Below are 22,889 nucleotides of genomic sequence, written 5' to 3'. Positions count from 1 at the left end.
GGAATTATGAATTATGAATTATGAATTATGAATTATGAATTGGGAAATGTGGGAGTGGGGAGATAGGAGAATTTCAACTAAAACCCCAAAACCCTCAAACCCCAACTCCCTAAAACCCCAACTCTCAACTCCTAACCCCACCAACAAACTTTTTCAGCAAACCCTAAATATTTGTAAACTTTTTCGTCTAAGTTACTTTTCTGTGGTAAGCAAATCTTTACTGCTCCGATTTGGGGGTTTCTTGGGGGGTGTCATCGTTGTTGGTTTTTGGTTCTTGTCCTTTAAAAGTAGGGATAAATCGCGACAAAACTTCAAAAAGCTGATTAAAGGTCGTTTGATTGATTTTACCCGTCAAGAGCAATAACACAAAGACAATAAAAGCAAAGATAAAAATAATTGTCAAAACGCTGGTAATATGCTTTGAATCTGGCACAAAATGGGCAATCACCGCAACTATACAAGCAACCACAGCTAAAACCAGCAACAAAGCGAGACTAGGTTTCAGGAGATTGGGAGTTTCTGGCGTTTTGGGACTCATAGGGCGATTTTCTCGGCTTTTGCGGCCACGTTCCTCCCTTATATCGAGATCTCTTGCTCTTTCTGTCTTAGATTCCACCCCTTCTAAGATATTGCGGATATTATATTTGCCGCGCAAACCGGGGAGAGGTTCTTCCACTCTGCCTTGGCGATCGAGTTCTATCAGATGGAGATAATCGACGGGAACTTCTACCCCGGTGGGTTTTTCCCCTTGCAATTCTCGAATCACTAACTTTTCCTGTACGGCTAAATTAGGGATAGTAGCGTGAATTTTCTCAAAATCTGCCCTAATAATAGCTAAAAGCGCACTAGCACGGGAACCCTGGGCTTTTATGCTGATGTAGTTATCTTCCTCGTCGGCACGCACCAAAGCTTTATTAAGATCCATTGTCAGAACCACACCACTACGCCAACGCATGGTTTTATAGATCATCTGGTGATTACGGACGATAAAGCGGGAAATAATGCTACCGGGCAGGATATCATAACGGTACTGGAAGTGTAAAGGTGCGTTTTCGTAGCTATCCACATCCGGTTCATCGATGGGTAGAAGATCGGTGATTAGATAGCGATCGGGACTGTAACCATCAAGGGGAAAACAGAGTTCAAATTTTCCCATCAAATCCATCAAAAATCGGCGTTTATTTTCGGGATAACGTTGGGGTTGTTTGAGAATATTTGGCAGATCTGGCAGTGAAAGAATGCCTTTTTTTTGCACCATCAAATCGTGATTATTGAGAATATCATAAACACCGTCAGTTACCCATTCCGGGTTCAGGACATTGGTTTCATTCAGTCGCGGATCATCTTGGTAGTTGAGGACAATACCGAGATCGTGGAGAAACTGCACTAAACTTTTTTGATCGCTGGCCTCTTTAATCTCGGCTGTCTGACACATTTCCTGATACTTTTCGTAGGAAATAAAGTCATAACTCTTTTGCATCGTTTCTAGTTGAGTTTTGATCTCAAACCAACTATTAGGCAATGAATCTTTGATATGGGGAATAGCATCGATTTGAGAGGCGATTTCCTGCACAAGTTGCTCGATTCCCACACCGGTTTTACAGGAAGTGGCGATTAGCTTGGTGATTTGGGGATATTTTTTCCGGAGGGTGCGGATCTTAACTTGCGGGGGATTTTCATCGGCACAATTACCCACGATAATCACGGGAGAATTGCCTCCGTAGGTTTCAATGAGTTTTAACCAGTATTCCAGACGGTTTTGCTGTTCGTTTTTGCGGTTGTCGAGGACAAGCAGATAAAGACTGCGTTTAGTCAGAAAAAACTGATGGGTGGTTTGCATCACTTTCTGACCGCCAAAATCCCAGATATTGAGGCGAATATCGGGTTTTTGGGACAGTTGCCACTTTTCAATATTAATGCCGGGGGTCTTGGGTTCTTCGGAATTAAAGGTATTGTGCAGTAACCGCTTTAACAGGGAAGTTTTCCCCACATCCCCCTCCCCCACCAATAAAACTTTAAGCTCATTAAGAGGGCGTGTAGCTTTATTCTTGAGATAACTAAAAATCGCCTGCGGGTTGCCATCATCCCATATTTCTTCACCCCATCCCTGACGAATAATTTCCGGAGGAACGTTGGTAATCGGGTTATTTTTGAGGACTAATCGCTTCAGGTTGACTAGGTGAGTGAGCGCTTCTGGAATCTCCCTGATTTGGTTATTTCTGAGGTGGAGGTGTTGCAGGGAGGTGAGGTGAACGAGCGCTTCTGGAATCTCCCTGATTTGGTTATTGTTGAGACGGAGGTGCTGCAGGGAGGTGAGTTGAGCGAGCGCTTCTGGTATCTCCCTGATTTGGTTACTGCTGAGATAGAGGCGCTGCAGGGAGGTGAGGTGAGCGAGCGCTTCTGGAATCTCCCTGATTTGGTTACCGGTGAGGTTGAGTTCTTGCAGGGAGGTGAGTTGAGCGAGCGCTTCTGGAATCTCGCTGATTTGGTTATTGCTGAGACGGAGGTGCTGCAGGGAGGTGAGTTGAGCGAGTGCTTCTGGAATCTCGCTGATTTGGTTATTGCTGAGGTCGAGGAGTTGCAGGGAGGTGAGTTGAGCGAGCGCTTCTGGTATCTCGCTGATTTGGTTATGGCTGAGGTCGAGGTATTGCAGGGAGGTGAGTTGAGCGAGCGCTTCTGGAATCTCGCTGATTTGGTTAAAGCTGAGGTGGAGTTCTTGCAGGGAGGTGAGTTGAGCGATTTCGGGGGGAATTTCTGTTAAGTTTTTGTCGGACAGATCCAACTTCCCCGCTCTTTCGTCCTTTGCCCGTTGAATTAACTCTAATACTTCCTGTGCTGTCATTGACCATCCCCCCGCTACTATATTTACTCCATTTTGGCAAAAGATCCAGTTAATGCCACTGGTTGAGACCTCATCAGCTTGAGTTGAGTTTCTGGAGAGTGAACTGAAAACTCGCATCTGATGACCGATAAGGGACTTGCGTGGGAATAATATCCTAGCCAGAAAATCGCTCTGTAGAAGAATCAGGCCGGCCAGATGGCATATTATCAAAGCGCAAGTCCCTTAGCTGCGGGGACTCTCAAAGGCTCTCCCCCTACTTAGGGTGATCAGCAAACCTGGGCGATCGGAGGGCGCAGGTTCCTTGCGCCCCTACAGTAACGGATTTTGTCCACAATGTAGGGGCGAACTGCGTTCGCCCAAAAGGTACATTAATGTAGGGGCGAACTGCGTTCGCCCAAAAGGTACATTATCAAAGCGCAAGTCCCTAACTGGGTGACTAAAGTTGAGAATTCCCTTAAGATAAAGTAAATAAGTGTAAAGAAACTGAAAGTTAGCCTACACCCTTGCTGAAAAAATTCTCATTGTCTAGAAGTGCTATGCTCAATCGTTTTTGCCGAGGAATCTCGATCGCTCTTGTAATTGGTGTCATTAGCTGTCTGGGTTGGATTATCTGCCCGGATCAAGCTCTAGCGGTGAATAATCCCGAATTACTGCCCAATCAAGCCACTCCGATCGTTGATTTAGCCAATTATCTACCCGCAAAACAGGAAGAGGCATTAATCCGAGATATCGAGACATTTCAAGGGGAAACCGGCTGGAAAATGCGAGTTTTAACCCAATATGACCGCAGCCCCGGCCGGGCAGTGATTAATTTCTGGGGATTAGATGATAAAAGTATTCTCCTAGTGGCCGATGGTCGCGGCGGTAATCTACTATCTTTTAGTATTGGCGATGCCGTCTATGAATTTTTACCCCGCACTTTTTGGATCGAGTTACAGGCCCGTTTCGGTAATATGTATTTTGTTCGGGAAAATGGCGAAAATAATGCGATCGTACAATCCTTGGACACGGTAAAAGGCTGTTTAGTTAAAGGTGGTTGTGCGGTGGTCCCCGGTTTACCGAAGGAACAGTGGATTTTAACTTTAATTACCTCAATTGTCGGCGGTTTAGTCTTCGGTTTTGCCGGTATTCCTCGCAAAGAAGGACAGGTTTTCGCTTGGCAATGGGTTTTAATTGTCTCTCCCCTCTGGTTTATCCTCTTTGTTGCTTTTGGCATCGGACCGGTGGTTACTCGCACCAGTGAATTACTGCCCCTTTTCCGCAATTTAATCGGTTTTGCCCTCGGGGTTTTAGTCGCCTATCTTTCCCCTCGTTTTAATTCCCTCAACGCCTCAAAAACCTAAGAATTAGGGGCTTTTAAGTGATCAGTAATCAGTAAACAGAAAGTAGCGAAGTTTTTACCTATAACTGATACCAAATCCAGTTATTAAGTTGTTGGTTATAATTAAATTAAAAATGAATTTTAGGTTCGATCCCCCCTTAATCCCCCCTTCTCCCCTTGATAAGGGGGGTGCCGATCCCCCCTTAATCCCCCCTTGATAAGGGGGGTGCCGATCCCCCCTTCCCCCCTTGATAAGGGGGGTGCCGATCCCCCCTTCCCCCCTTGATAAGGGGGGTGCCGATCCCCCCTTAATCCCCCCTTGATAAGGGGGGTGCCGATCCCCCCTTCCCCCCTTGATAAGGGGGGTGCCGATCCCCCCTTCCCCCCTTGATAAGGGGGGCATCTGATAATTTTTAACGCCTACCTAGTTAAAAACTGATTATTTATTCCCTTTTGCCTTTTGCCTTTTGCCTCTCCTCATAACTCGCCTCTACTCAACGGATTTAGTATGATAGCTGACGGCGGCCCCTCATGGTTCGATCGATCTAGCTCTGTTACAATTAGAAACATTGTGGAGTGAGTGAGATAACGTTTATGTGGGTCAATACTCAAAGTGAGATTATTAGTAAGGTTTTGCCGCCAGCAGTACGTCTGTTCTTAAGAACGCAAGTAGAACAGATAGAAGATTTAGAAATGCAGCTGCAAGGTCATGATCGGCAAATTTTGCGCGGTTATATCCCCGGGGTATTTTTAGCCGTAGGAAAAGCGATTTATCAGGGTTTACATCTAGGTAAAGCGCAATTAAGAGGGGAAAATATTCGTCTTAATATCGGGCAGGTTTTGCGAGGGAAACCCCTAAAAATTTTGGAACCTATTCGGGTTAGCGGTGAGGTGGAAATTAACGAACAGGATTTAAATAATTCGATCGCCTCGACTATTTTAATTAATGCTTTTGCCGATTTACTAATTTTTTCCCTAGAAAATAACGGAGTTGTTAACGCCAGAGAAATTATCTCACAACAGCGTTTTAACTGGAAAAATGTTCTCTTAAATCAGGGTTATTTCTCTCTTCTCGGCCATAGAGAAACAGGTGCAGAAGTAATTTTTAGCGCTGATATTACCTTAAAAGATGCCCGCACTTTAGGGATTAGTCCCCGACAATGGCAAGGTTTAGCCCCAGATTTATCTATTGATTTGCAACCTTTTACCGTCGATTTAGGCAAAGATGTGGAGATTAAATCTTTTATTCTCGACGATCAAACTCTTTTCTGTCAGGGAAGTTTTTTGATTTTACCTTAAAAATAAACGGGATGATTCCGGTGGGTTAACTTAGTTTAACCCCCCAATTATTACCCCGGATTCTGTGCGATTAAAATAACTGTTTGCATTAGTCCGACGAGAAGACCGAGAATCCCACCGAGATTAACAATTCCCTGTAATTCCTGTTTAACAATGCCTTGAATAGCATTTTCCAGATCGGCCGGAGAAGTGGCATTTACCCGATCGCGGATTACCTGATCGATGTTGAGAATCGGGATAATTTGGGCGACTAATTTCTCTAAATCTTCCTCTAGATAACGCTCTAAAATTAACGCTAACTCTTGACTAATTACCCCTAATGATGTAGTCATTGACACCGAGGATTGCAGACGATTAATAATTAAATTAGCGATTTGATCCCAGTCGATCGTTTGTCCAAAATCTTGCAGAAATTGTTCGCCACTTTCTTGAATATAAATTCGCACCGTATCCCTAGTGGTTTTACGCAATTGTCTGACGGTGGAGATAGGTAAATTTTGCAAAGAGATACCTTGTAACCAGTTTTTCAGACGATTACGCATCTCTAAAGATAGTAATAATTCTTTGATTCTGGTGTTAGCTAAATCCTTTTCATCAAGGCAAAAAGTGCGTAAGCGGGCGAGGGCATTGCGTAAACCGAATAAATTGGCTACTACCCAATAGGTTCCACTGGTTTTTTCCCGAAATCCTTCATCGATAACTTGAATATTGCGATCGGTTAAAAAATCGATTAAAGCTAGACGGATAACATCAGCAGGTAGGACGGTTTCTAATAGCCAATCGGAGAATTGTCGCGCCTGTTGTTCACTGAGAGAAAATTCCAAGACTAGGCGATCAAAAATTTGATTGATCTGTTTTTCTAAAAAATCCTGCCGTCGGGCTAAAACTTTTAGTAATTTCGCTAAAGATTCCCCGAATAAATCGTGAAGAATCGCCGCCAAAATCTCGGCGGTTTTTGCTTGCCGATCGCCTTTTATTTGTTTTAAAGCTAATTGTAACAGCCAGAGTATGGCCCCCTGTACCCTTTCGGTGTCGAGGAGTCGTTTAGCCAGTTTTTGTAGTTCCTCGGGGGTTAACAGGGAACCCATGATCGTATCCGATACCCGGACAGCTAATCGATCTTGATTGCGAGGAATTAACCCCGGAGTGAAGGGAAGAGGACGCTTACCGATATAAATCGCCTTGTAGGGACGAAATAGCATTTTTATGGCTACATCGTTCGTAAAATAGCCAATAATTGCCCCCGCGATCGGCGGTAAGATCCATGTCCAAAGAGTAGGGAGATTCAATTTAGCAGCAAAAAATAAACGGAAATGTGAGTAGGTTATTTCTTCAAGACTAACACTCCCATCAGTCCTGCTAGGAGTGGATAGTGAACGGCGCCGGAAAATCCCGACCGATAGCCTAATTTTACCTGTTCTGGGCCCATGGGAAAGCGATCGATACTGGGACTAATATAAGCGTACTGGTCAGTTAAACCGTAACGCTCGGCAGCCGGAACGACGATATGATCGAGATACCAGTTTTGGAATAATTTGGCGATGGTTTCGGTGGGTTGATGGAAGTCAAGAATCGCCGCTTTAGCACCCGGTTTGAGGACTCGGTATAATTCCCCCAAACATTGGGCAATATCCACCACATTGCGTAATCCATAGCCGATAGTGGCACAATCAAAGCTAGAATCGGCAAAGGGTAAATTGAGGGCATCCCCCTCCATCCAGTTAATATTAGTGGCGCTAAAACGTTGACGGGCGATTTTTAATTGTTGTGGGGAAAAATCTAGTCCGATCACTTTGCCGGTTTTGCCCACTTGTTTTGATAATAGGTTAGTCAGGTCGCCGCTGCCACAACAGATATCGAGGGCAAAGTCCCCTTTTTCTGGTTGACACCATTTGACTGTCATTAATTTCCAGATATGGTGTAATCCTAAACTTAATTCCTGATTGAGGCGGTCATATTCGGGAGCGATCTGATCAAAAATTGCTTGTATTTCTGTGGAGTTAGGTGAGGATTGATTGGACATTTTTATAATATAGCACCAGAGAAAATCCCAGATGAAGTTATATCATTCTATCCTATCTCCGCTCACGGAGATAAGCTGTTGACCATCTACAGCAGTTATCTTCATAGTGGGGAACAGTGACTTAGGTTACGCTTCATCTATCCGAGAACCTTCCGGTCGCAGTTCGATCAACAGGCCTTCCCGGGCGAGAATAGTTTGAGGCAGAATCTTTCTTACCTGTTCGCCAATGCGATCGAGAAAATCGTCATTATGGGCGGGATCGTGATGAAATAGAACTAACTGCTTAACTTGGGCTGCCTGGGCGATTTTGACTGCCTGCTGCCAAGTGGAATGGCCCCAACCCACCTTAGAATACTTAGGATCGTTGTATTCCTCATCGGTGTAGGCAGCATCAATAATCATCACATCCGCTTGCCAGGCCAAAGCCAGAACGTTATCATCAAGGCGATCAGGAAAATGTTCGGTATCGGTAATATATGCTGCCGATAAACCCTGCCAATTTACCCGATAACCCACCGCTTCTCCTGGATGATTTAAAGGACGGGTTTCGACGCTGACATCGCCGTAGTGGAGGGTTTCGCCCATTTCTAGATCATAAAATTCTAAATCAGCCCGCATAATCTGCAAAGGCACGGGAAAATTAGGATGTAACATCTGATCGTGTAATGTTTGCTTGATGGTTGCTCCGTTGGGGGAGGGAACCGCGTAGATATTAAAAGTATTGCCCCTGATAAAAGCAGGGGTAAAAAAAGGAAAACCTTGAATATGATCCCAATGGGAGTGGCTGAAAAATAAATGGGCTTTCGCTGGACTTTCTGCCATCAAAGACTGTCCTAGGATGCGTAACCCTGTACCACCGTCAAAAATTAATCTTTCTCTACCGACTTGCATCTCTACACAGGAAGTATTACCACCATAACGAACGGTTTCCGAACCTGGACAGGGAATACTCCCCCGTACTCCCCAAAATTTGATCTGGAAGCAGTTGTAGGGCATATCAGAAGTTGGTCTACTTGTGCTGATGGGCTAATAGATCAGATTAGCACTCTTCCACAATTAAGGCAGTGACTTCATCCCGAAGATAACGATCTATGATTAAGGGGTGAGGATCGTCACTTTTGCAAGAGCTAAGGTATGGATTTACAGAAATTCTTAGAAAAACTGCCCCAACAGTATCAGGATTGGGGATCGGCTTTAATGTCGCCTATTTCCGAGCAATTAACCCTTTTAAGCGAAAAAACCGCCTCCTATCCTGATCGCAATCTCTTTCCCCTGCTCAATCTCGCCGTTGCCTGTCTGCAACCAGAGGAGGTTTACTGTCAAGTGGGTTGTTTTCGTCGCGGTAGTTTAGTCGCCGCTTTCTGGGATAATAGCGATCGCTGCGGTTATGGCGTAGAAGCTTTTTTTAAATACGATCCATCGGGAGAAAAGCTAACTATATTATCTGAGGATTTGGAGGATTTTCAACTATCAGAACAGATATTTTTAAGCGATCAAGAAACGGAAAACTTTTTCGATGATCTGGCAGAATTAAACAGTGAAGAAAAGCTGGGAGTTTATTACTACGACGCCGCCGAAGACTATCGATCGCTCTTCATCTCCCTACTTTTTGCCAAAAAATTCTGGTCCGATTCCGCTTTAATTATCATCAATAAATGTCAGCATCCCGCTCTCCAACAGGCAATAAGAGATTTTACTAAAACCCATCCCCAAGCTCAGATAATTTTAGATGATAAAATCGCTAATCACGGTTTGCTTGGTTTGAAAAATATTTGTTTATTAGCTTGGAATGCTTCCCCAGGGATAACAGCCCTAAAATCCCCGAAAAAACTGGTTTTAAATGTGGGTTGTGGTCCCTATAATCCCGAAGCCTTACCCCAACTATTCCGCGATGGCAATTGGCAAGAAATTCGCCTCGATATCAATACTGCTGTTAACCCAGATATTTTAGGAACTATTACCGATTTAAGTGCCGTTCCCGATAACTGCGTCGATGCGGTTTTTTCTAGTCATAATCTAGAACATATTTATCATTACGAAGTTCCCATCGCCCTAGGGGAATTTAAACGCATTCTTAAACCCGAAGGCTTTTTAATGATCGTAGTTCCCGATATGCAAACCGCCGCCGAATTTGTCGCTAGAGGCGATATGGAAAATGAACCTTTATATATTTCTCCCGGAGGTCCCGTGCGGGCTTTATGGATGTTTTACGGCATGGGAACAGAAGTCCCCGGAATGCCCTATATGGCTCATAAAACTGGTTTTACCTCTCAAAATCTTAACCATAAATTACAAGAGGCAAATTTTGCCAGAGTCGAGGTAATTCGCAGGGAATTTGATTTAGTTGCTTTTGGGTATAAGTGAGGAAAGATTAGCAACAATTGCCCGCACTTGTGGGGCGATTCTTTCCCTTTGATTGATTAAATAAATACTAACGAGGGTTAAAGATACCCCCACCCATTGCAATACACTTAACATCTCACCGAGGAATAAATTCCCGAAAGTGAGGGCAAAAACCGGAGTTAAAAAAGTTAAAGAACTTAAACTGGTTAAATTGCCCTTGGCGGCTAAATAAAAGAATATTCCGTATGCGATCGCACTACCAAAAATAGTGGCATAACTTAAAGCTAACCAACCATTTAAATCTATATTTTGCCATTGATGGGATTCGGTGAAACCTGAAGCTAAAAATAGCGGCAATCCTCCTAAAATCATGTGCCATCCTGTGGCGCTGACGGGATCCGCATGACGACAGACAAACCGGATTAAGACTGTTCCCACCGCCATGGATAGGGAAGCCAAAAGCATGAGCATTTCGCCGCTATTTAGTAATTCCTGCCAGCTAAAGTCAATATTTACCGCTTTTTGTCCAAAAAAGTCATAAAACCATTGATCGGGCAAACCAATTAAACTAATTCCCCCAATGCCTAAACCCAATCCTAACCATCCCCAGACACCGATAACTTCTTTAAATAGCCAACTGGACATTAAAGCCACCGCTAGGGGTTGGGAGTCAATAATTACCGATCCTAACCCCGCCCCGGTACGATTTAATCCCAATGCCAGAAAACCTTGAAAAAGAGTGGCATCCATCAGAGCAAAAAGGGCAATCCATAACCATGCTTGCAGGGTTTTGGGCTGAGGACGACCTAAAAACCAAGCTACTATTAAAACTAACATTCCGGCGGGAACCAGGCGAATTCCCGCCATAAATAAGGGGGTGGTGTGGGGGATAACACCCTTCATCGCTACCATCGCTGTTCCCCAGAGAAAAAACGGTGAGATAAATAAGAGGGGCGAGGATTTCTTTAAATCTAGGTTTTCCATAGGTAGCGATCGAGTGTTGTGGATAACAAATTTCTCTAATTGTATAGTAGAGACTGGGGATCAGCCCTTAATTCTCCTGACTTTCTCCTAACTGATTTTCCTCTAAAGCTGTTATTGGTTTTTCTTCACTCGATCCGATCCAGATCGCAATCATTCCAGCAATAGGAATGGAGAGAAAAATTCCTAATAATCCCGCAACTCTTTCGCCGATAAAGAGGGATAAAAATAAAATTACTGGGTTTAATTCTAGGGCATTGCCCATAACTTTAGGGCGAATAATATTATCTTGAATTTGCACCAAGACAACACAGACAATAAAAGCTTTAACGGCAATTGTTAGTCCCTGGGAGGTAAAAGTCAAGATAGTTACCAACAAAATGCCCAAGGTTGCCCCGATACCCGGGATAGCATCGATAACACCGAGAATGCTCGCTAAAATTAGCCCATATTTGATTCCTAATAGGGAAAAACTTAAGAAACTCGTCACCGATAAAAAGAGCATTAACAACAGTTGCCCGCGAATAAATCCCAGAAAACTTTGTCGAAAAGACTTGGCAAAACGCTCCCGGTATGCTATGGGGAGAAGTTGCAAAAAACCTCGCCAGAGTTTATCACCGTCGATGAGCATATAAACACTGATCACCGCCCCGAAAACACCCGTAAAGACACTGGAAAAAACTCCCTGTACGAGCGATAAACCCGTAGCTAAACCGGTTTGTAAGCTTCCCACCATTTTATTCAAATCTAATCGATCGAGAAAGTCTTGAAAGGGTAAAAAATCTTTTTGACTCAGGGCATCGGTAAGATTGAATAGTAGTCCTCTCCCCTGATTAACCGCTTCCAATCCTATGCCTGTGACTAATCTAAATAGGAGGATAAAAGCTACTAGGGTGGTAATAGCAATGGCTAGTCCTCTCGGTAGATAACGGGATAACCAAACCACGGGATAATTTAATAGAGCGGCCAGGACTGCCGAACCAGTAAAAATAGCGATCATCCCGTAGAAATAGTTAATTAAGATAATTAGACTCCAGCCACAGCCAAATAATAATAGATAGCGTACTAGAATCGAGTTATTCAGAGTTTTCCAAAAGGAACTAGAAGGGGGCATAAATAAAGCCAGAAATAGGATTTTAGCATTTAGAATTGTTTTAACAAAGCTTCCCGCATGACCGAGACGGGGACGGGTTGACCTAACCAGATTTCTAGTGCGATCGCTCCCTGATTAACTAACATTTCTAACCCATCAATAATTCTTATCCCTCTAGTCCGGGCCAACCGGAGAAATTTGGTCGGCCGGGGATTATAAATTAGATCGTAGGCGATCGCCGATGGGGGTAAAAGGTCTAATAATTCTAACTCAACAGGGGATTGTTCGCCCTGGGGGGACATTCCGATCGGGGTAGAATTAATCAGGAGTTCTGTGGTGGATACCAGCCCCTCTAATTCGTCCCAACTATGCACTTCTAGGAGGTCATAGAGGCTGGTATTCGCCCAACTTTCTTTAAAAGGATCTAATTTCTTTTGATTGCGTCCTACCACATGAATTTCGCCACAGCCCAACTGGGCGCAAGCCACCACTACCGCCCGGGCGGCGCCGCCATTGCCTAAAATAACTGGATTCACCTGACTCCAATCTTTGTCAAGGGATTTCAAGGGTGCGAGAAAGCCATCCACATCGGTATTCGTTCCCTGCCAACCGGTTTCCGTGCGCCAGACGGTATTAACTGCGCCCACTAGCCTGGCTTTCTCGGTAATTTGCGATAATAAGGGAATAATTGCTAATTTATGGGGAATCGTGACGCTAAAACCCTGTAGATCGATGGCGGACAAACCAGCGATCGCAGTTGCTAAATTTTCTGGGGCGATCGGTAGGGGAAGATAGACATAATTTAGCCCCAAGGCATCGATAGCGGCATTGTGCATGAGGGGAGAAAGAGTATGGCCGATAGGATCGCCGATTACGCCTAATAACTTGGTTTTTCCGTTAATAATGGTCATAAAAAAAGGTGGGCTTTCCCCACCAAAGTTTGATATCAAGGGTGGCCAATGCTCACCTTACTATACTATTTCTTGATTTCGCGGGCCATTTTCAGGAAAGGATTGATACTGTCATCGTTAGCGCGACGAACGTTATCATTAGCACCGTTAGCCTTACTATTAGCCTCGGAAGTGGCCGATTTTGCCACAATACCGTTATCGGTGACTTTGCTGACTTCCATAGAAGAAATCTGTTTAATCGATTCGCCACCCTTTTTATTCGAGGCAGTTTTCGGGAAAGTACGTCGGATCGTGATCGGTGTCCGCATAAAGTCGATATCACCGAGAGTTTTAGCGTCATCGGGTTCCAAGTAAAAAGCCTCTTTCGGTTCCGGTGCGCTCATATCCATCGGTTCATCGACGTATTTCGTCTTATTGCCAAACAGGCCAAAGAATCCAGCCATTTTCTCCCTCTCCTAAATAAATATATTTACCATAAATTGCTGCTGATTGTTAAATCATATCAATATTTATGACAAAAAGCTAGGTGGGGCTTGCTGAATAAGTCTGTTGGTGGGGTTAGGAGTCAGTAGCCGGTCGTCAGGAGATTATTTTTATTTGTTCTCCCCACTCCCCTAATTCATAATTCATAATTCATAATTCCCCCACACCCCTAATTCATAATTCATAATTCATAATTCCCCCACACCCCAATCAACGCTGTTCTAACCTACGACTGGCTAGGGACATAGAATAACAGAAAATCCAGTAAATAAACGCCAAAAATAGATAAACCTCTGGATAATCGCCGATAAATTTCGGATTAGCTAAAACCGATCCTGCCATACCCAAGAGGTCCACCAGTCCCACGATCGCCAGTAGAGAAGTATCCTTAAATAAACTGATAAATTGACCAACAATAGCGGGAATGACCGCTTTTAAAGCTTGGGGTAGAACGATCAATAATAAAACGAAAATCGGTTTTAAACCCAAGGCTTTGGCCGCTTCAATTTGACCTTTGGGAATCGCTTGTAAACCACCCCGGACATTTTCGGCCAGATAGGCTGCTGCAAAAAGGGTAAATCCGGCGATCGCTCTGATCACCCGTTCCGGTCTCGTCCCGGCGGGTAAAATTAAAGGTAACATCACCTGAGCCATGAATAAAATTCCCAACAAAGGTAAACCGCGCAATAATTCGATATAACCAATAGATAGCCAACGAATTGCCGGTAATTCACTCTGTCTCCCCAGGGCTAATAATACTCCCAAGGGGAAAGATAAAATCATACTGGCGATCGCTACTAATAAAGTTAAGATTAAACCACTGAGATCATCGAGGGGAATGGCCTTTAAAAATAATCCCCCCAATAGTAACCAAGCAATTAAAGGTAAAGTCAATAACCAGAGCAATCCCCACCAGCGTTGGAGAAAAGCGGGGCAATTGGGGAAGCGACCCCGGTTTAATTGCCAAGAAAACAGTGATAAAGCCGCAAGTATCGTTAAAATCAGCCAAATTCGCCATATTGACTGTTCTGGATAACGACCGACCACAAATAAACCGATATTTTCCGTCACTACAGCCCATTTTGCCTGATTTATCGCCCAATCGAGAAAACTTAAGCCCCCCCAGAGGCTGAGAAATAGACCCGCAAGGGTTAAGATGACGTTGTACCAAGTGTTAAAGAGATTTTTTCTTAACCAGAGTCCCATAAAATTCCCCAACCTCTACAGTGGTGATCCTTGTACTTTTTCAGTACAATGGTGCTATTAGAAAAATTCAGACTGATTTTCGACCATGAACAGTTGCATTTTAATGGCTAAAATTGTCCGTCGTCCCGAATTACGTTATACCCAAGATAATCAAACTCCCTACGCTCAAATGTTAGTCGAGTTTTCTCCCAATCGTGCCGAGGCAACCCCGACTAATTTAAGGGCCGTAGCTTGGGGAAATTTGGCCTCAGAAGTCGCTCAGAACTATAATGAAGGCGATCGGGTAATTTTAGAAGGTCGTCTCTCCATGCAGACGATCGATCGTCCCGAAGGTTTTAAGGAAAAACGGGCCGAATTAGTCATTAGTCATCTCTATCATCTTGACGGCAGCGTGAGTAGCGGTGAAATGACGGCCTCGACTCCGGAAAAAGTCGTACCAATCAATGCCCACAAATCGAATAAAACCGAGGTGGAGAAACCCGTCGCACCTGTCTCCACCGGGGATTTTGAATATGACGCATCCTATGAACTTTCTAATCCTTCCGCTTGGCAACCTAGCGACACATCGGTGGAGGAAAATTTAGACGATATTCCTTTCTAATCACCCCGACAGAATTAATGGCTCTTCTCGATTTTGTCTGATAATTTTTGCTTATGGAATCGTGAAATGCTGATCGGGCAAGACTTTCAGCACTATTTGGCGGATATTCTATCAGTATAGACCTCGTTTCCACACAGAAACCAGAAGAGCCAGTTCTTGCCTTCTAACCCCCTAACTCCCCACCATTGATACTTTTCTTTTGTTGAACGTAGCTCTGAAAATCGGCGAGGGTCAGTTCATCTAACCACTGGTGTCGCTCGGCGGTGTAATCGCCATGGCCGACTTCCAATTGTTGCAGGAAGCGGAGCATTCCCACCACCCCTAAAGAGTCAACTAAAGCTTGATATCCTTGTTTTCTCAGTTCAGCTAATTTCATTGCCATCCTCCTGTAAAGTCGCCATCAACCAAATCACGGGATTCTCTACCGTTACGTTAATTGAATCTCTATATTGTTGAGCTTTTCGCAGCAGCCTGTCATCGGTGGTCAGGAAAATATCAGCGCCCCCCGCTTCAGCAAAAGCCAGATGTAAGGCATCATAAAACTTAAAACCCAGTTCCATCAAGGCTGTGGCTCTCAATTCAATAAGAGTATTAACATTCCTTAATCTGCGTTTAAGGATGAACGAATATCGCCACAAGAATAGGCATTACACAAGATACAATTACGAAAAATACCCACACAGATTTTTGAGATAAGGGGGTGGGGGTAACTTGACTTTTTCGCATCAATATTGCTGTCACTACTAAAGATAACAAGCTCCATAATAAAAAAATATCAAAGAAACTTATTTGACCTCTTAATGAGATAATGCTCTGAAAATCCCTATTGACAACTATTGCAGCTATAAATGCTAGAAGGCTACCACCTACAATCACTCCTATACCCTGCCATAATGACTTCCAATCCGAAGAAAACAATCCCACTAGCCAGCCTATACATCCTCCTATTATTACTATTCCCGCCGTGAGAAAAGCTTTTCCTGGAAGGTTGCGCTCATAGTTGCCTGTTATCGTTACTTTACTACCCGAATTAATAAGAATGAACTTATTCAATCCAGGTCTTAGTAAATATTTGTTGACTTGCTTTTCGGCTCTCTTCAGAGAGAAATCCATTTCTTCGATTCCCGATTGTTTGACCTGAGTGTGTAGATCTGTTGGAGTCTCAACTTCGATTTGGGAAACAATAGATATTGCGCCCTCGACTTTAATTGGCATTTCCAACAAAGATTTATCCATAGGAAACCAGTTGAAATATCTTTCAGGAATCTGCTCTTTTTTGGTAAGGACATCGCTAATTTCATATTCCATCTCAATAAATACTGGCTTGGGTTCAGTCTTTAGAGCCTGGTTATAGATGTCTGCAATGTTGTCATATTGATCGATCTGAACATTTCTCTTTGAAGCAGAAGTCAATACTTCTAAATCTTCAACTATTTTTATAGGTATATTCTCGATTTTATATTTCAGTTGAGGTGAACTCGGATCGACCGTAGCCACATTAACTTTAACAGTATCAGGTTCGTTATTCTGTTCCACTAACTTGACCTTATTGCCACCAAATTCGATGGCAATCTGTCCCTTGTTATTAGGTTCTAGCTTGGTGGAAAGAGGGAGGAAGCTTAAGGTGGCTTTAACTTTATCTGAATTGTAGTCAGAGGAATTGATATTTAAACTGAAATTTCCTAATAGTAAGGACGTTTCGCTGGAGTTTTTAGACTTTCCGTTTGGTTCATTTGATAGTGCAACCGATAAAATAAAAAATACAAGAGCTATGACTGCTAGAACAGCAACGGCTGTGTAAAACCAAAAACGTCTGCGTTTCCTATACAGTTCTTCCCTAGATTCAGCCCTTTCGTCTTCCCTAGATTCAGCCCTTTCGGGATAGCTTCTTAGCCGCGACATAAACTCCTGGAGTTGCTCTCTCAGTAAATCCAGTAAATACAGTTCTTCCCTAGATTCAGCCCTTTCGGGATAGGGTCTTAGCCGCGATATTAACTCCTGGATTTGCTCTCCCAGGACATACAGTTCCCTAGAGTCAGCCCTTCTAGGATAGCTTCTTAGCCGCGACACTAACTCCTGGATTCGCTCTCCCAGGACATACAGTTCCCTATAGTCAGCCCTTCTAGGATAGCTTCTTAGCCGCGACACTAACTCCTGGATTTGCTCTCCCAGGACATACAGTTCCCTAGAGTCAGCCCTTTCAGTATAGGGTCTTAGCCGCGATATTAACTCCTGATTCATCCAGAGTTCCCAACCGATCCACACAGCGAGCGCAACTGCACAAAGCAGAGAAACCCACTGCGCCATGTTTAGCAACCCTTGCCGAGAAAACTTGTCTCCTGGTAATCGATATCCTATATCTGAGAAGTCCCATACCGGAGCCAATTCGGGCTGTAATCTCGCCAACGCTTTAACCTTACCCTCGGATATCGAGGAAGGAAGCTCTGTCAATTTAACTGACTCACCATCGCCCCTAGTCCAAAGTGAGGTAAATTTGGCTTTTGTGGGCAGTTCGACGGAAGTTTGAACAGAAGCCACACCTTGACCAACTGGAAGATTGAGGGGAAGTGACTGAGCAAAGACTGGAGAAATCATCAAAACATTTAAGCTGACTCGGCGGGTTTGAGGTTGCTTCTGTGTTCCCAAGCTACTTGCAGTTGAGGCGTTTTCAGCCGTAGGAGCCTCTTTCACTTGCGCTTTCTCATCAGTCCCTGGGATTAAAGCAACGATACTCCAGAGTCCTCCCTTGACCTTATAAGCCATGAGCTTTACTTGGGAAGAGTTATCCCCATCAGTTCCATAGTATTCAGGGAGTTCTTTGAGTAGAGCTACAGGAATCCAGATAGAATTGTTTCCTGACGATACTTTCTCAATAGCCTCGCCAGCAATAGATAGTTTGACAGCACCTCCTTCATTTACGCGGACATTAACAGACGATTGCTGAAACGTCCAGTTGCCCTCCTCATAGATATTTTGTAGCGCCTGAAGGTCATTCTTCGTGAGATGAACTGTAGGTGTTGCACAACTAGAGAAAAGCAGAGCGATCGCCAAAAATAACACGAGCAATAATGCTCGGTAATGGAGTGGAATCCTGATTTTTCCCAACACTTTAGATGTTCTCCTATCCAAGTTTTGTGTATTGCTTATTGTCCCAACCGTTTTCTCGCCCCCCTCACACCCTCAAGCTGCTTCAGTGCCATCCCTGCCACCAAACAGACCCCACCTATAATATACAACCTTTTATTCCCCGTCCCCAAGCCCACAAACTCGGCCACCGCAAAGGAGAACAACATCTGAGTAAAAAGTGCAAGTTGTGAACGTGCAAAGTAGATTAGGAAACAGAAAGGAGTGAGCGATCGCAAACTGAAAAACCCCAGTTATAGTCATTTCAATTAAGATTGAGAATATCAATCCCAGAGTTCATAAGGGTTTTGTCGGTCTAGAGTGTATCAGACTTATCTGAAATGACTATAAAAACACAAATGGTCGAGAATTATGATCCTAATCACCAGAGGACTTAGCCGATGAGTATAGATGCGATCACAACTTAAACTATCCCGATTTAGATAATTCCGATTTTGAAAATGAGAGGTTCTATCTTTTACGTCTCAACTTATTATGGAGTCAAGAAGAAGAAATGGCTTGGTCAAGATTCTTTGTAGCGGTTTTTAACTTGTAGTTCTGGGTTTGTACCACTTAATAAAGGTAGTTCATTGATTGTATATACCCCAACATAGTCCTACTGATCAGTAATTTTACTTTCAGCGAGAATTTCTTGAAGGACGGGGGATAAATTGCTAGTTAAACGGCCGGATCGAATAAATTCAGCGTAGGTATCAGCTTCGATATCTAGGAGGGTTTCCCGAAGTTGTTCCATTGTTAATAGTTGTAATTGGGGATAACTATCGTTGAGAGATTGTATTTCCGCTTCTACGGTCTTTAACTTTTCTTTGACGAGATGCTGCTCATAACTAAAAAATTCGGGGGCAACATCGGGAGATTTATCTAACTTAGAAAGATAGTCTAAAACCCTTTTTAAAGCTACCCGTCGGGCTAAAAGTTCCGCATAGTTTTCTCGAATTGGTTGATCACCGATCAGGTCTAATCTCGATAGGAAAGTTTGAATAGTTAATCCCTGAACCAAAAGGGTAAAGAGAACAACTCCGAAGACGATATCGATGATATCCTGACGATTGGGAAAAATAACCGGCACACTTAAAGCTAGGGCAATAGAAACGGAACCGCGCAAACCTCCCCACCATAAAACCGTTTTTTCCCGCCAATTAATTTTAGTTTCCATCAAGGCATTACTAACAGTTGCCAAAGCAAAGGTAGCCAGAAAACGGGCCGCTACCACGGCAGCGATCGTGATAAAAATTAAATTGAGATTATCGGCTAAACTGGAGAGACGGATCTGATCGCCGATGAGGAGAAAAACGATCGAATTGACAAAAAAAGCGAGAAACTCCCAGAATTGCGTGACTAATAGGCGGGTACGGGGACTCATACTAATTCTAGAGCCAAAATTACCTAAAATAATCCCCGTAGTCACCACTCCGATTACCCCCGAACCCCCGAACTCCTCGGTTAATAAATAAGCACCGTAGGCGGACACAAGAGTTAAAGACTGTTCCACTAGGGGTAAATCCAGACGTTGAGTCAGATAGGAAATACCAAAACCCACTAAACAACCCACTGCCACCCCGATACCGATAAAAGCCGCAATCCGGCTAATGGTTGTCTCTAAGGATAGACCACTAGCACCGAGGGGAATTTCCACCAAAAGAGCGAAAGCGACGACAGCAACCCCATCATTAAATAAGCTTTCCCCTTCCAAAAGCACGGTGAGGTTTTTACTGGCCCCTAATTCGCGAAAAAGAGCGACAACAGCGACGGGATCCGTAGAAGAAAGGCTCGCACCCACTAATAATGCCGTAAATAGGGGTAAATTGGTCAATTCATCTAGGGTAAAACCAACCCCGAAAATCGAGATAATTACGCCGACAATAGCGAAAAGACTGACGGGAATCCAATTATCCTTCAGATCTCGCCAGCGCGTATTCCAAGCGGCTTCAAATAGCAAAGGGGGCAGAAAAATTTCTAGAATCAGTTCGGGGGATAGGTTCACCAGACGGATATCGATAAAGGCTAAACCTAAACCGACTATCACTAACAATAGGGTGTAAGGAATTTGGCGAAACCAGCTAAAAATCCTCGAAACCGTGGCCACACTCAGGGAAACGGACAAAACAATTAGAAATTGTTCTAAATTTTGCTTAATGACTTCATCGGTAGCGGATTCTAAACTCATTGGGTGGGAGGCAATCGGTGAGCGGACGTGCAAGAAAAGAACAATCTAAATTATTATGACACTTTAGAACCAGTGATTTTTTTTCCTAAACCCAAGTTTTTCTGCTGGCAATTCCTTATTATCTATGTCCTTGACTATGCCTCAGTCTGCCGAGTCCTCCACGGGTGAGGATTTACCCCTAGCTATCTCACCCAGTAACGAGCAGTTAGAGAATATTAATAGCTATTTAAACCTGATTTTGGTAGCTTTAGTCTCTCTAGCTAATTTAGACTCCGATTCTATCACCCAAGCAGCCCAGGAATTAGCCTTAGATGCAGATACAAGCGATCGCCTAGTTGCCCACCACTGGCAACCCCAGTCAAAACTTTCCCTAGCGGACATCCGTTCTCTAGTTCTCCTCCTCTGTCATCTAGCCCAAAAAAAGCAAGAGTTAATCCGTCGCGCTGTAATTCTCTTGGAACAAGTGGGAACTCAAGGACAAGAACCAGTCAAAACCACGCTTTTAGGCAATTATATCGATAATTTTCGCTTAAAATACCCAGAAATATCGGAAAATAATCTCAGTGATTCTAGCCTTGCTTCCCTAGCTTGGAAATTATTAATCGATTTATTGTTCTACAGCAGCCCCCGCAGTCATCTCCTTCTTTGGCACACCCTTTTGGCAAGTAAAAAGTAAAAAGGCTATCAGTTATCAGTTATCAGTTATCAGATGTAAGTTTTCAGTTCACTGTTTACTGTTTACTGGACGGCTACGCCGTGCCTTTGGCAACACTGAAAAAAAGCTTCCCAGTTCATAATTCATAATTTATAATTCATAATTTATAATTCCCACCGATAACTAAAAATGAGTAATCTAATTCGCAAATATACACCCCCCACCTGTACCCTAGAAATTTGGGGAAATAGTTCGCCTCTAGCGGTTTGGCTGGGTAAAAATGTCTTAAACGATGCTCACTTTCAATTGCGCTTTGATGATCCTAGATTGAGTGAGGAAAAGCAGGTGACGATCAAAGGCGATCGCACACAATTACAACTACTAGGAGAAATTGTCGCTAATTATGTGCAGAATTTACTCTCTAGTCCTGTTTCTACCCTCTCTTTCGTGGCTAGTGGTTCCCCCGAAAGTCATCTTCCCTCCTTACCCTCTCTCCATTGTCAGGGACTTCTCCAGCATCAATTATTTTTAGGTTCCCTGCTAACCGATAGGGATAAACAGGAGATCGAATTAACCACATCGCAATTATTCGATCTAGCCAATGCTTTAGGGGAATATAACCATGAAAGCCCCCTAATACCCCCATTAATTCGCCAGAAAACTCGAAAAAATGCCCTGATCTGGACGGGATTAATCGCTTCGGCCCTAATAACTATCGGGGGAATAGCGATCGCATTTTATCAACAGCAACAAGCGGTCAACAATGATTTAACCACCGATCCTAATAGCGCCAAGATTCCCCAACCCTTGCCAACGCTGCCTTTACCCCCCACGGGAACGGCCGCCCCAAACCCGCAGTTACCGGCAAATTTGGGCAATAAAACCCCTTTACCGCCACCGCCGCCCGTGGCAACCGTTCCAGCCCCAGTGCGCCCCTCTAGCGTCCCCCTAGTGATTCCGCCGCCCACTTTACCGCCGCCACCAGTCACGGGTTCGCGTCCAGGCGACACGGCGATCGTAATTGAACCGAATAATCAGAAAATCCCGATTACTGCTCCACCCGTCACTGGTGTTCAGGGTACAAACGCACTGGCAAATGTCCCCCCCACCACGATGAATCCGACTCCAGCGCCGCCAAAATTGCCCAATTTACCGCCTATAAGCCCTATTAACCCCGAAAATGTCAATTTAGACCCCAAACCGCCCACAAGCACCGCTAAAGCCCCAGAGACGAACTTACTAGATACAATTCCCCAAGTGGCAGAAACCAGAGAATATTTTCAATCCCGTTGGCAACCGCCGGAAAGTCTCAAACATACTCTAGAGTACCGTTTGGTCTTAAATCAGGATGGTTCCCTAAAACAGATTATTCCCCTGGGACAGGCCGCGAAAATCTATCTCGATCGCACTAATATACCCCTGCTCAATCAACCTTTTGTTTCTCCCCTCGATGTACCCGGTAATCCCCAATTGCGTCTGGTGCTTGGTTCCGATGGTACGGTGCGGACTTTTATGGAACAGCAATAGGCTGTACTGCATTTAAGTAGCTGGTTATAATTAAATTAAAAATTGATTTTAGGTTCGATCCCCCCTGCCCCCCTTGATAAGGGGGGTGCCGATAGGCGGGGGGATCCCCCTTAATAAGGGGGGCATCTGATAATTTTTAACGCCTACCTACTTAATTAGGGTTTGCTGAAAAAGTCATTGAAAAGTACAGGTCTCTTAATCAATGATTTCACTTAGCTACAAGCATAAGCTTTAGTTGTTGATTAATTTTTAAGTTATAACTTATCCTAATCATTGACCGAGAAAAAGTGCTG

Annotated in this window: 19 protein-coding genes; 6 read left to right on the top strand and 13 right to left on the bottom strand. The window is 43.9% G+C overall.

The features are described from left to right. Positions 1 to 217: 217 nt before the first annotated feature. Complete coding sequence (locus tag IM450_RS08525; protein WP_287664623.1) at positions 218 to 2,842, bottom strand: leucine-rich repeat domain-containing protein; 2,625 nt, start codon at positions 2,840 to 2,842, stop codon at positions 218 to 220. A 536-nt stretch (positions 2,843 to 3,378) separates the two neighbouring features. Here IM450_RS08525 and IM450_RS08520 point away from each other — a divergent pair. Continuing rightward, positions 3,379 to 4,185, top strand: a complete 807-nt coding sequence (locus IM450_RS08520; protein WP_002775882.1) for a TPM domain-containing protein — start codon at positions 3,379 to 3,381, stop codon at positions 4,183 to 4,185. A 572-nt stretch (positions 4,186 to 4,757) separates the two neighbouring features. Continuing rightward, the gene (locus IM450_RS08515; RefSeq protein ID WP_194017796.1) at positions 4,758 to 5,462 is read left to right on the top strand and encodes an LmeA family phospholipid-binding protein; all 705 of its coding nucleotides are present in this window, start codon (positions 4,758 to 4,760) and stop codon (positions 5,460 to 5,462) included. 50 nt (positions 5,463 to 5,512) lie between these two features. Here the strand turns inward: IM450_RS08515 and IM450_RS08510 are convergent, their stop codons facing one another. The 3 genes from IM450_RS08510 to IM450_RS08500 all read right to left on the bottom strand — a co-directional run bounded on the left by IM450_RS08510 (position 5,513) and on the right by IM450_RS08500 (position 8,481). Continuing rightward, the gene (locus IM450_RS08510) at positions 5,513 to 6,751 is read right to left on the bottom strand and encodes a DUF445 domain-containing protein (protein WP_287664620.1); all 1,239 of its coding nucleotides are present in this window, start codon (positions 6,749 to 6,751) and stop codon (positions 5,513 to 5,515) included. 35 nt (positions 6,752 to 6,786) lie between these two features. Continuing rightward, on the bottom strand, positions 6,787 to 7,485 hold the full coding sequence (gene ubiE, locus IM450_RS08505) for a bifunctional demethylmenaquinone methyltransferase/2-methoxy-6-polyprenyl-1,4-benzoquinol methylase UbiE (protein ID WP_287664618.1): 699 nt from the start codon (positions 7,483 to 7,485) through the stop codon (positions 6,787 to 6,789). Between the two features lie 126 nt (positions 7,486 to 7,611). Then, complete coding sequence (locus IM450_RS08500) at positions 7,612 to 8,481, bottom strand: MBL fold metallo-hydrolase (RefSeq protein ID WP_287664615.1); 870 nt, start codon at positions 8,479 to 8,481, stop codon at positions 7,612 to 7,614. A gap of 138 nt (positions 8,482 to 8,619) precedes the next feature. Here IM450_RS08500 and IM450_RS08495 point away from each other — a divergent pair, with 138 nt between their 5' ends. Then, positions 8,620 to 9,849 (top strand): class I SAM-dependent methyltransferase, encoded by a 1,230-nt coding sequence (locus IM450_RS08495; protein ID WP_287664612.1) that lies wholly within the window; start codon positions 8,620 to 8,622, stop codon positions 9,847 to 9,849. Here IM450_RS08495 and IM450_RS08490 read toward each other — a convergent pair. The 5 genes from IM450_RS08490 to IM450_RS08470 form a co-directional block, all read right to left on the bottom strand. Further along, a complete protein-coding gene (locus IM450_RS08490; protein ID WP_287664608.1) occupies positions 9,826 to 10,812 on the bottom strand; it encodes a DMT family transporter in 987 nt (328 codons plus the stop codon). The two genes, IM450_RS08495 and IM450_RS08490, sit on opposite strands and share 24 nt — an antisense overlap. A gap of 67 nt (positions 10,813 to 10,879) precedes the next feature. Next, positions 10,880 to 11,923, bottom strand: a complete 1,044-nt coding sequence (locus tag IM450_RS08485; RefSeq protein WP_287664606.1) for an AI-2E family transporter — start codon at positions 11,921 to 11,923, stop codon at positions 10,880 to 10,882. 29 nt (positions 11,924 to 11,952) lie between these two features. Then, complete coding sequence (locus IM450_RS08480; RefSeq protein ID WP_190359092.1) at positions 11,953 to 12,813, bottom strand: shikimate dehydrogenase; 861 nt, start codon at positions 12,811 to 12,813, stop codon at positions 11,953 to 11,955. Positions 12,814 to 12,878: 65 nt separating this feature from the next. Continuing rightward, positions 12,879 to 13,256 carry a hypothetical protein gene (locus IM450_RS08475; protein ID WP_287664603.1) on the bottom strand — a complete coding sequence of 126 codons (378 nt, stop codon included), beginning with the start codon at positions 13,254 to 13,256 and terminating at the stop codon, positions 12,879 to 12,881. Positions 13,257 to 13,506: 250 nt separating this feature from the next. Beyond that, positions 13,507 to 14,502 (bottom strand): amino acid ABC transporter permease, encoded by a 996-nt coding sequence (locus tag IM450_RS08470; protein ID WP_002758268.1) that lies wholly within the window; start codon positions 14,500 to 14,502, stop codon positions 13,507 to 13,509. An 85-nt stretch (positions 14,503 to 14,587) separates the two neighbouring features. Between IM450_RS08470 and IM450_RS08465 the strand changes: the two genes are divergently transcribed. Further along, the gene (locus IM450_RS08465) at positions 14,588 to 15,103 is read left to right on the top strand and encodes a single-stranded DNA-binding protein (protein ID WP_287664600.1); all 516 of its coding nucleotides are present in this window, start codon (positions 14,588 to 14,590) and stop codon (positions 15,101 to 15,103) included. Positions 15,104 to 15,266: 163 nt separating this feature from the next. Here the strand turns inward: IM450_RS08465 and IM450_RS08460 are convergent, their stop codons facing one another. The 4 genes from IM450_RS08460 to IM450_RS08445 form a co-directional block, all read right to left on the bottom strand. Then, positions 15,267 to 15,479 (bottom strand): hypothetical protein, encoded by a 213-nt coding sequence (locus tag IM450_RS08460; RefSeq protein ID WP_002758270.1) that lies wholly within the window; start codon positions 15,477 to 15,479, stop codon positions 15,267 to 15,269. Next, a complete protein-coding gene (locus tag IM450_RS08455) occupies positions 15,466 to 15,663 on the bottom strand; it encodes a hypothetical protein (protein WP_287688631.1) in 198 nt (65 codons plus the stop codon). Before IM450_RS08455 ends, IM450_RS08460 begins: the two co-directional genes overlap by 14 nt. Before the next feature lie 52 nt (positions 15,664 to 15,715). Continuing rightward, the gene (locus IM450_RS08450; protein WP_287664594.1) at positions 15,716 to 18,163 is read right to left on the bottom strand and encodes a hypothetical protein; all 2,448 of its coding nucleotides are present in this window, start codon (positions 18,161 to 18,163) and stop codon (positions 15,716 to 15,718) included. A gap of 679 nt (positions 18,164 to 18,842) precedes the next feature. After that, positions 18,843 to 20,414, bottom strand: coding sequence for a Na+/H+ antiporter (locus IM450_RS08445; protein WP_002797016.1), 1,572 nt, complete (start codon positions 20,412 to 20,414; stop codon positions 18,843 to 18,845). A gap of 136 nt (positions 20,415 to 20,550) precedes the next feature. Between IM450_RS08445 and IM450_RS08440 the strand changes: the two genes are divergently transcribed. After that, positions 20,551 to 21,090, top strand: coding sequence for a DUF3038 domain-containing protein (locus IM450_RS08440; protein ID WP_287664638.1), 540 nt, complete (start codon positions 20,551 to 20,553; stop codon positions 21,088 to 21,090). Between the two features lie 168 nt (positions 21,091 to 21,258). Next, the gene (locus IM450_RS08435; RefSeq protein ID WP_287664589.1) at positions 21,259 to 22,596 is read left to right on the top strand and encodes a DUF4335 domain-containing protein; all 1,338 of its coding nucleotides are present in this window, start codon (positions 21,259 to 21,261) and stop codon (positions 22,594 to 22,596) included. The last annotated feature ends 293 nt before the right edge of the window (positions 22,597 to 22,889 follow it).

The organism is Microcystis sp. M083S1 (assembly GCF_020246405.1).
Taxonomy (GTDB): Bacteria; Cyanobacteriota; Cyanobacteriia; order Cyanobacteriales; family Microcystaceae; genus Microcystis; species Microcystis aeruginosa_C.
This window is presented reverse-complemented; position numbering and strand designations above follow the sequence as displayed.

What these genes read in the sequence shown, in the direction of transcription:
- IM450_RS08525 (WP_287664623.1), bottom strand. Translation starts at nt 2,842, where the DNA reads ATGACAGCACAGGAAGTATTAGAGTTAATTCAACGGGCAAAGGACGAA.
- IM450_RS08485 (WP_287664606.1), bottom strand. Translation starts at nt 11,923, where the DNA reads ATGCCCCCTTCTAGTTCCTTTTGGAAAACTCTGAATAACTCGATTCTA.
- IM450_RS08490 (WP_287664608.1), bottom strand. Translation starts at nt 10,812, where the DNA reads ATGGAAAACCTAGATTTAAAGAAATCCTCGCCCCTCTTATTTATCTCA.
- IM450_RS08495 (WP_287664612.1), top strand. Translation starts at nt 8,620, where the DNA reads ATGGATTTACAGAAATTCTTAGAAAAACTGCCCCAACAGTATCAGGAT.
- IM450_RS08460 (WP_002758270.1), bottom strand. Translation starts at nt 15,479, where the DNA reads ATGAAATTAGCTGAACTGAGAAAACAAGGATATCAAGCTTTAGTTGAC.
- IM450_RS08470 (WP_002758268.1), bottom strand. Translation starts at nt 14,502, where the DNA reads ATGGGACTCTGGTTAAGAAAAAATCTCTTTAACACTTGGTACAACGTC.
- IM450_RS08515 (WP_194017796.1), top strand. Translation starts at nt 4,758, where the DNA reads ATGTGGGTCAATACTCAAAGTGAGATTATTAGTAAGGTTTTGCCGCCA.
- IM450_RS08475 (WP_287664603.1), bottom strand. Translation starts at nt 13,256, where the DNA reads ATGGCTGGATTCTTTGGCCTGTTTGGCAATAAGACGAAATACGTCGAT.
- IM450_RS08500 (WP_287664615.1), bottom strand. Translation starts at nt 8,481, where the DNA reads ATGCCCTACAACTGCTTCCAGATCAAATTTTGGGGAGTACGGGGGAGT.
- IM450_RS08445 (WP_002797016.1), bottom strand. Translation starts at nt 20,414, where the DNA reads ATGAGTTTAGAATCCGCTACCGATGAAGTCATTAAGCAAAATTTAGAA.
- ubiE (WP_287664618.1), bottom strand. Translation starts at nt 7,485, where the DNA reads ATGTCCAATCAATCCTCACCTAACTCCACAGAAATACAAGCAATTTTT.
- IM450_RS08455 (WP_287688631.1), bottom strand. Translation starts at nt 15,663, where the DNA reads ATGGAACTGGGTTTTAAGTTTTATGATGCCTTACATCTGGCTTTTGCT.
- IM450_RS08480 (WP_190359092.1), bottom strand. Translation starts at nt 12,813, where the DNA reads ATGACCATTATTAACGGAAAAACCAAGTTATTAGGCGTAATCGGCGAT.
- IM450_RS08520 (WP_002775882.1), top strand. Translation starts at nt 3,379, where the DNA reads ATGCTCAATCGTTTTTGCCGAGGAATCTCGATCGCTCTTGTAATTGGT.
- IM450_RS08435 (WP_287664589.1), top strand. Translation starts at nt 21,259, where the DNA reads ATGAGTAATCTAATTCGCAAATATACACCCCCCACCTGTACCCTAGAA.
- IM450_RS08465 (WP_287664600.1), top strand. Translation starts at nt 14,588, where the DNA reads ATGAACAGTTGCATTTTAATGGCTAAAATTGTCCGTCGTCCCGAATTA.
- IM450_RS08440 (WP_287664638.1), top strand. Translation starts at nt 20,551, where the DNA reads ATGCCTCAGTCTGCCGAGTCCTCCACGGGTGAGGATTTACCCCTAGCT.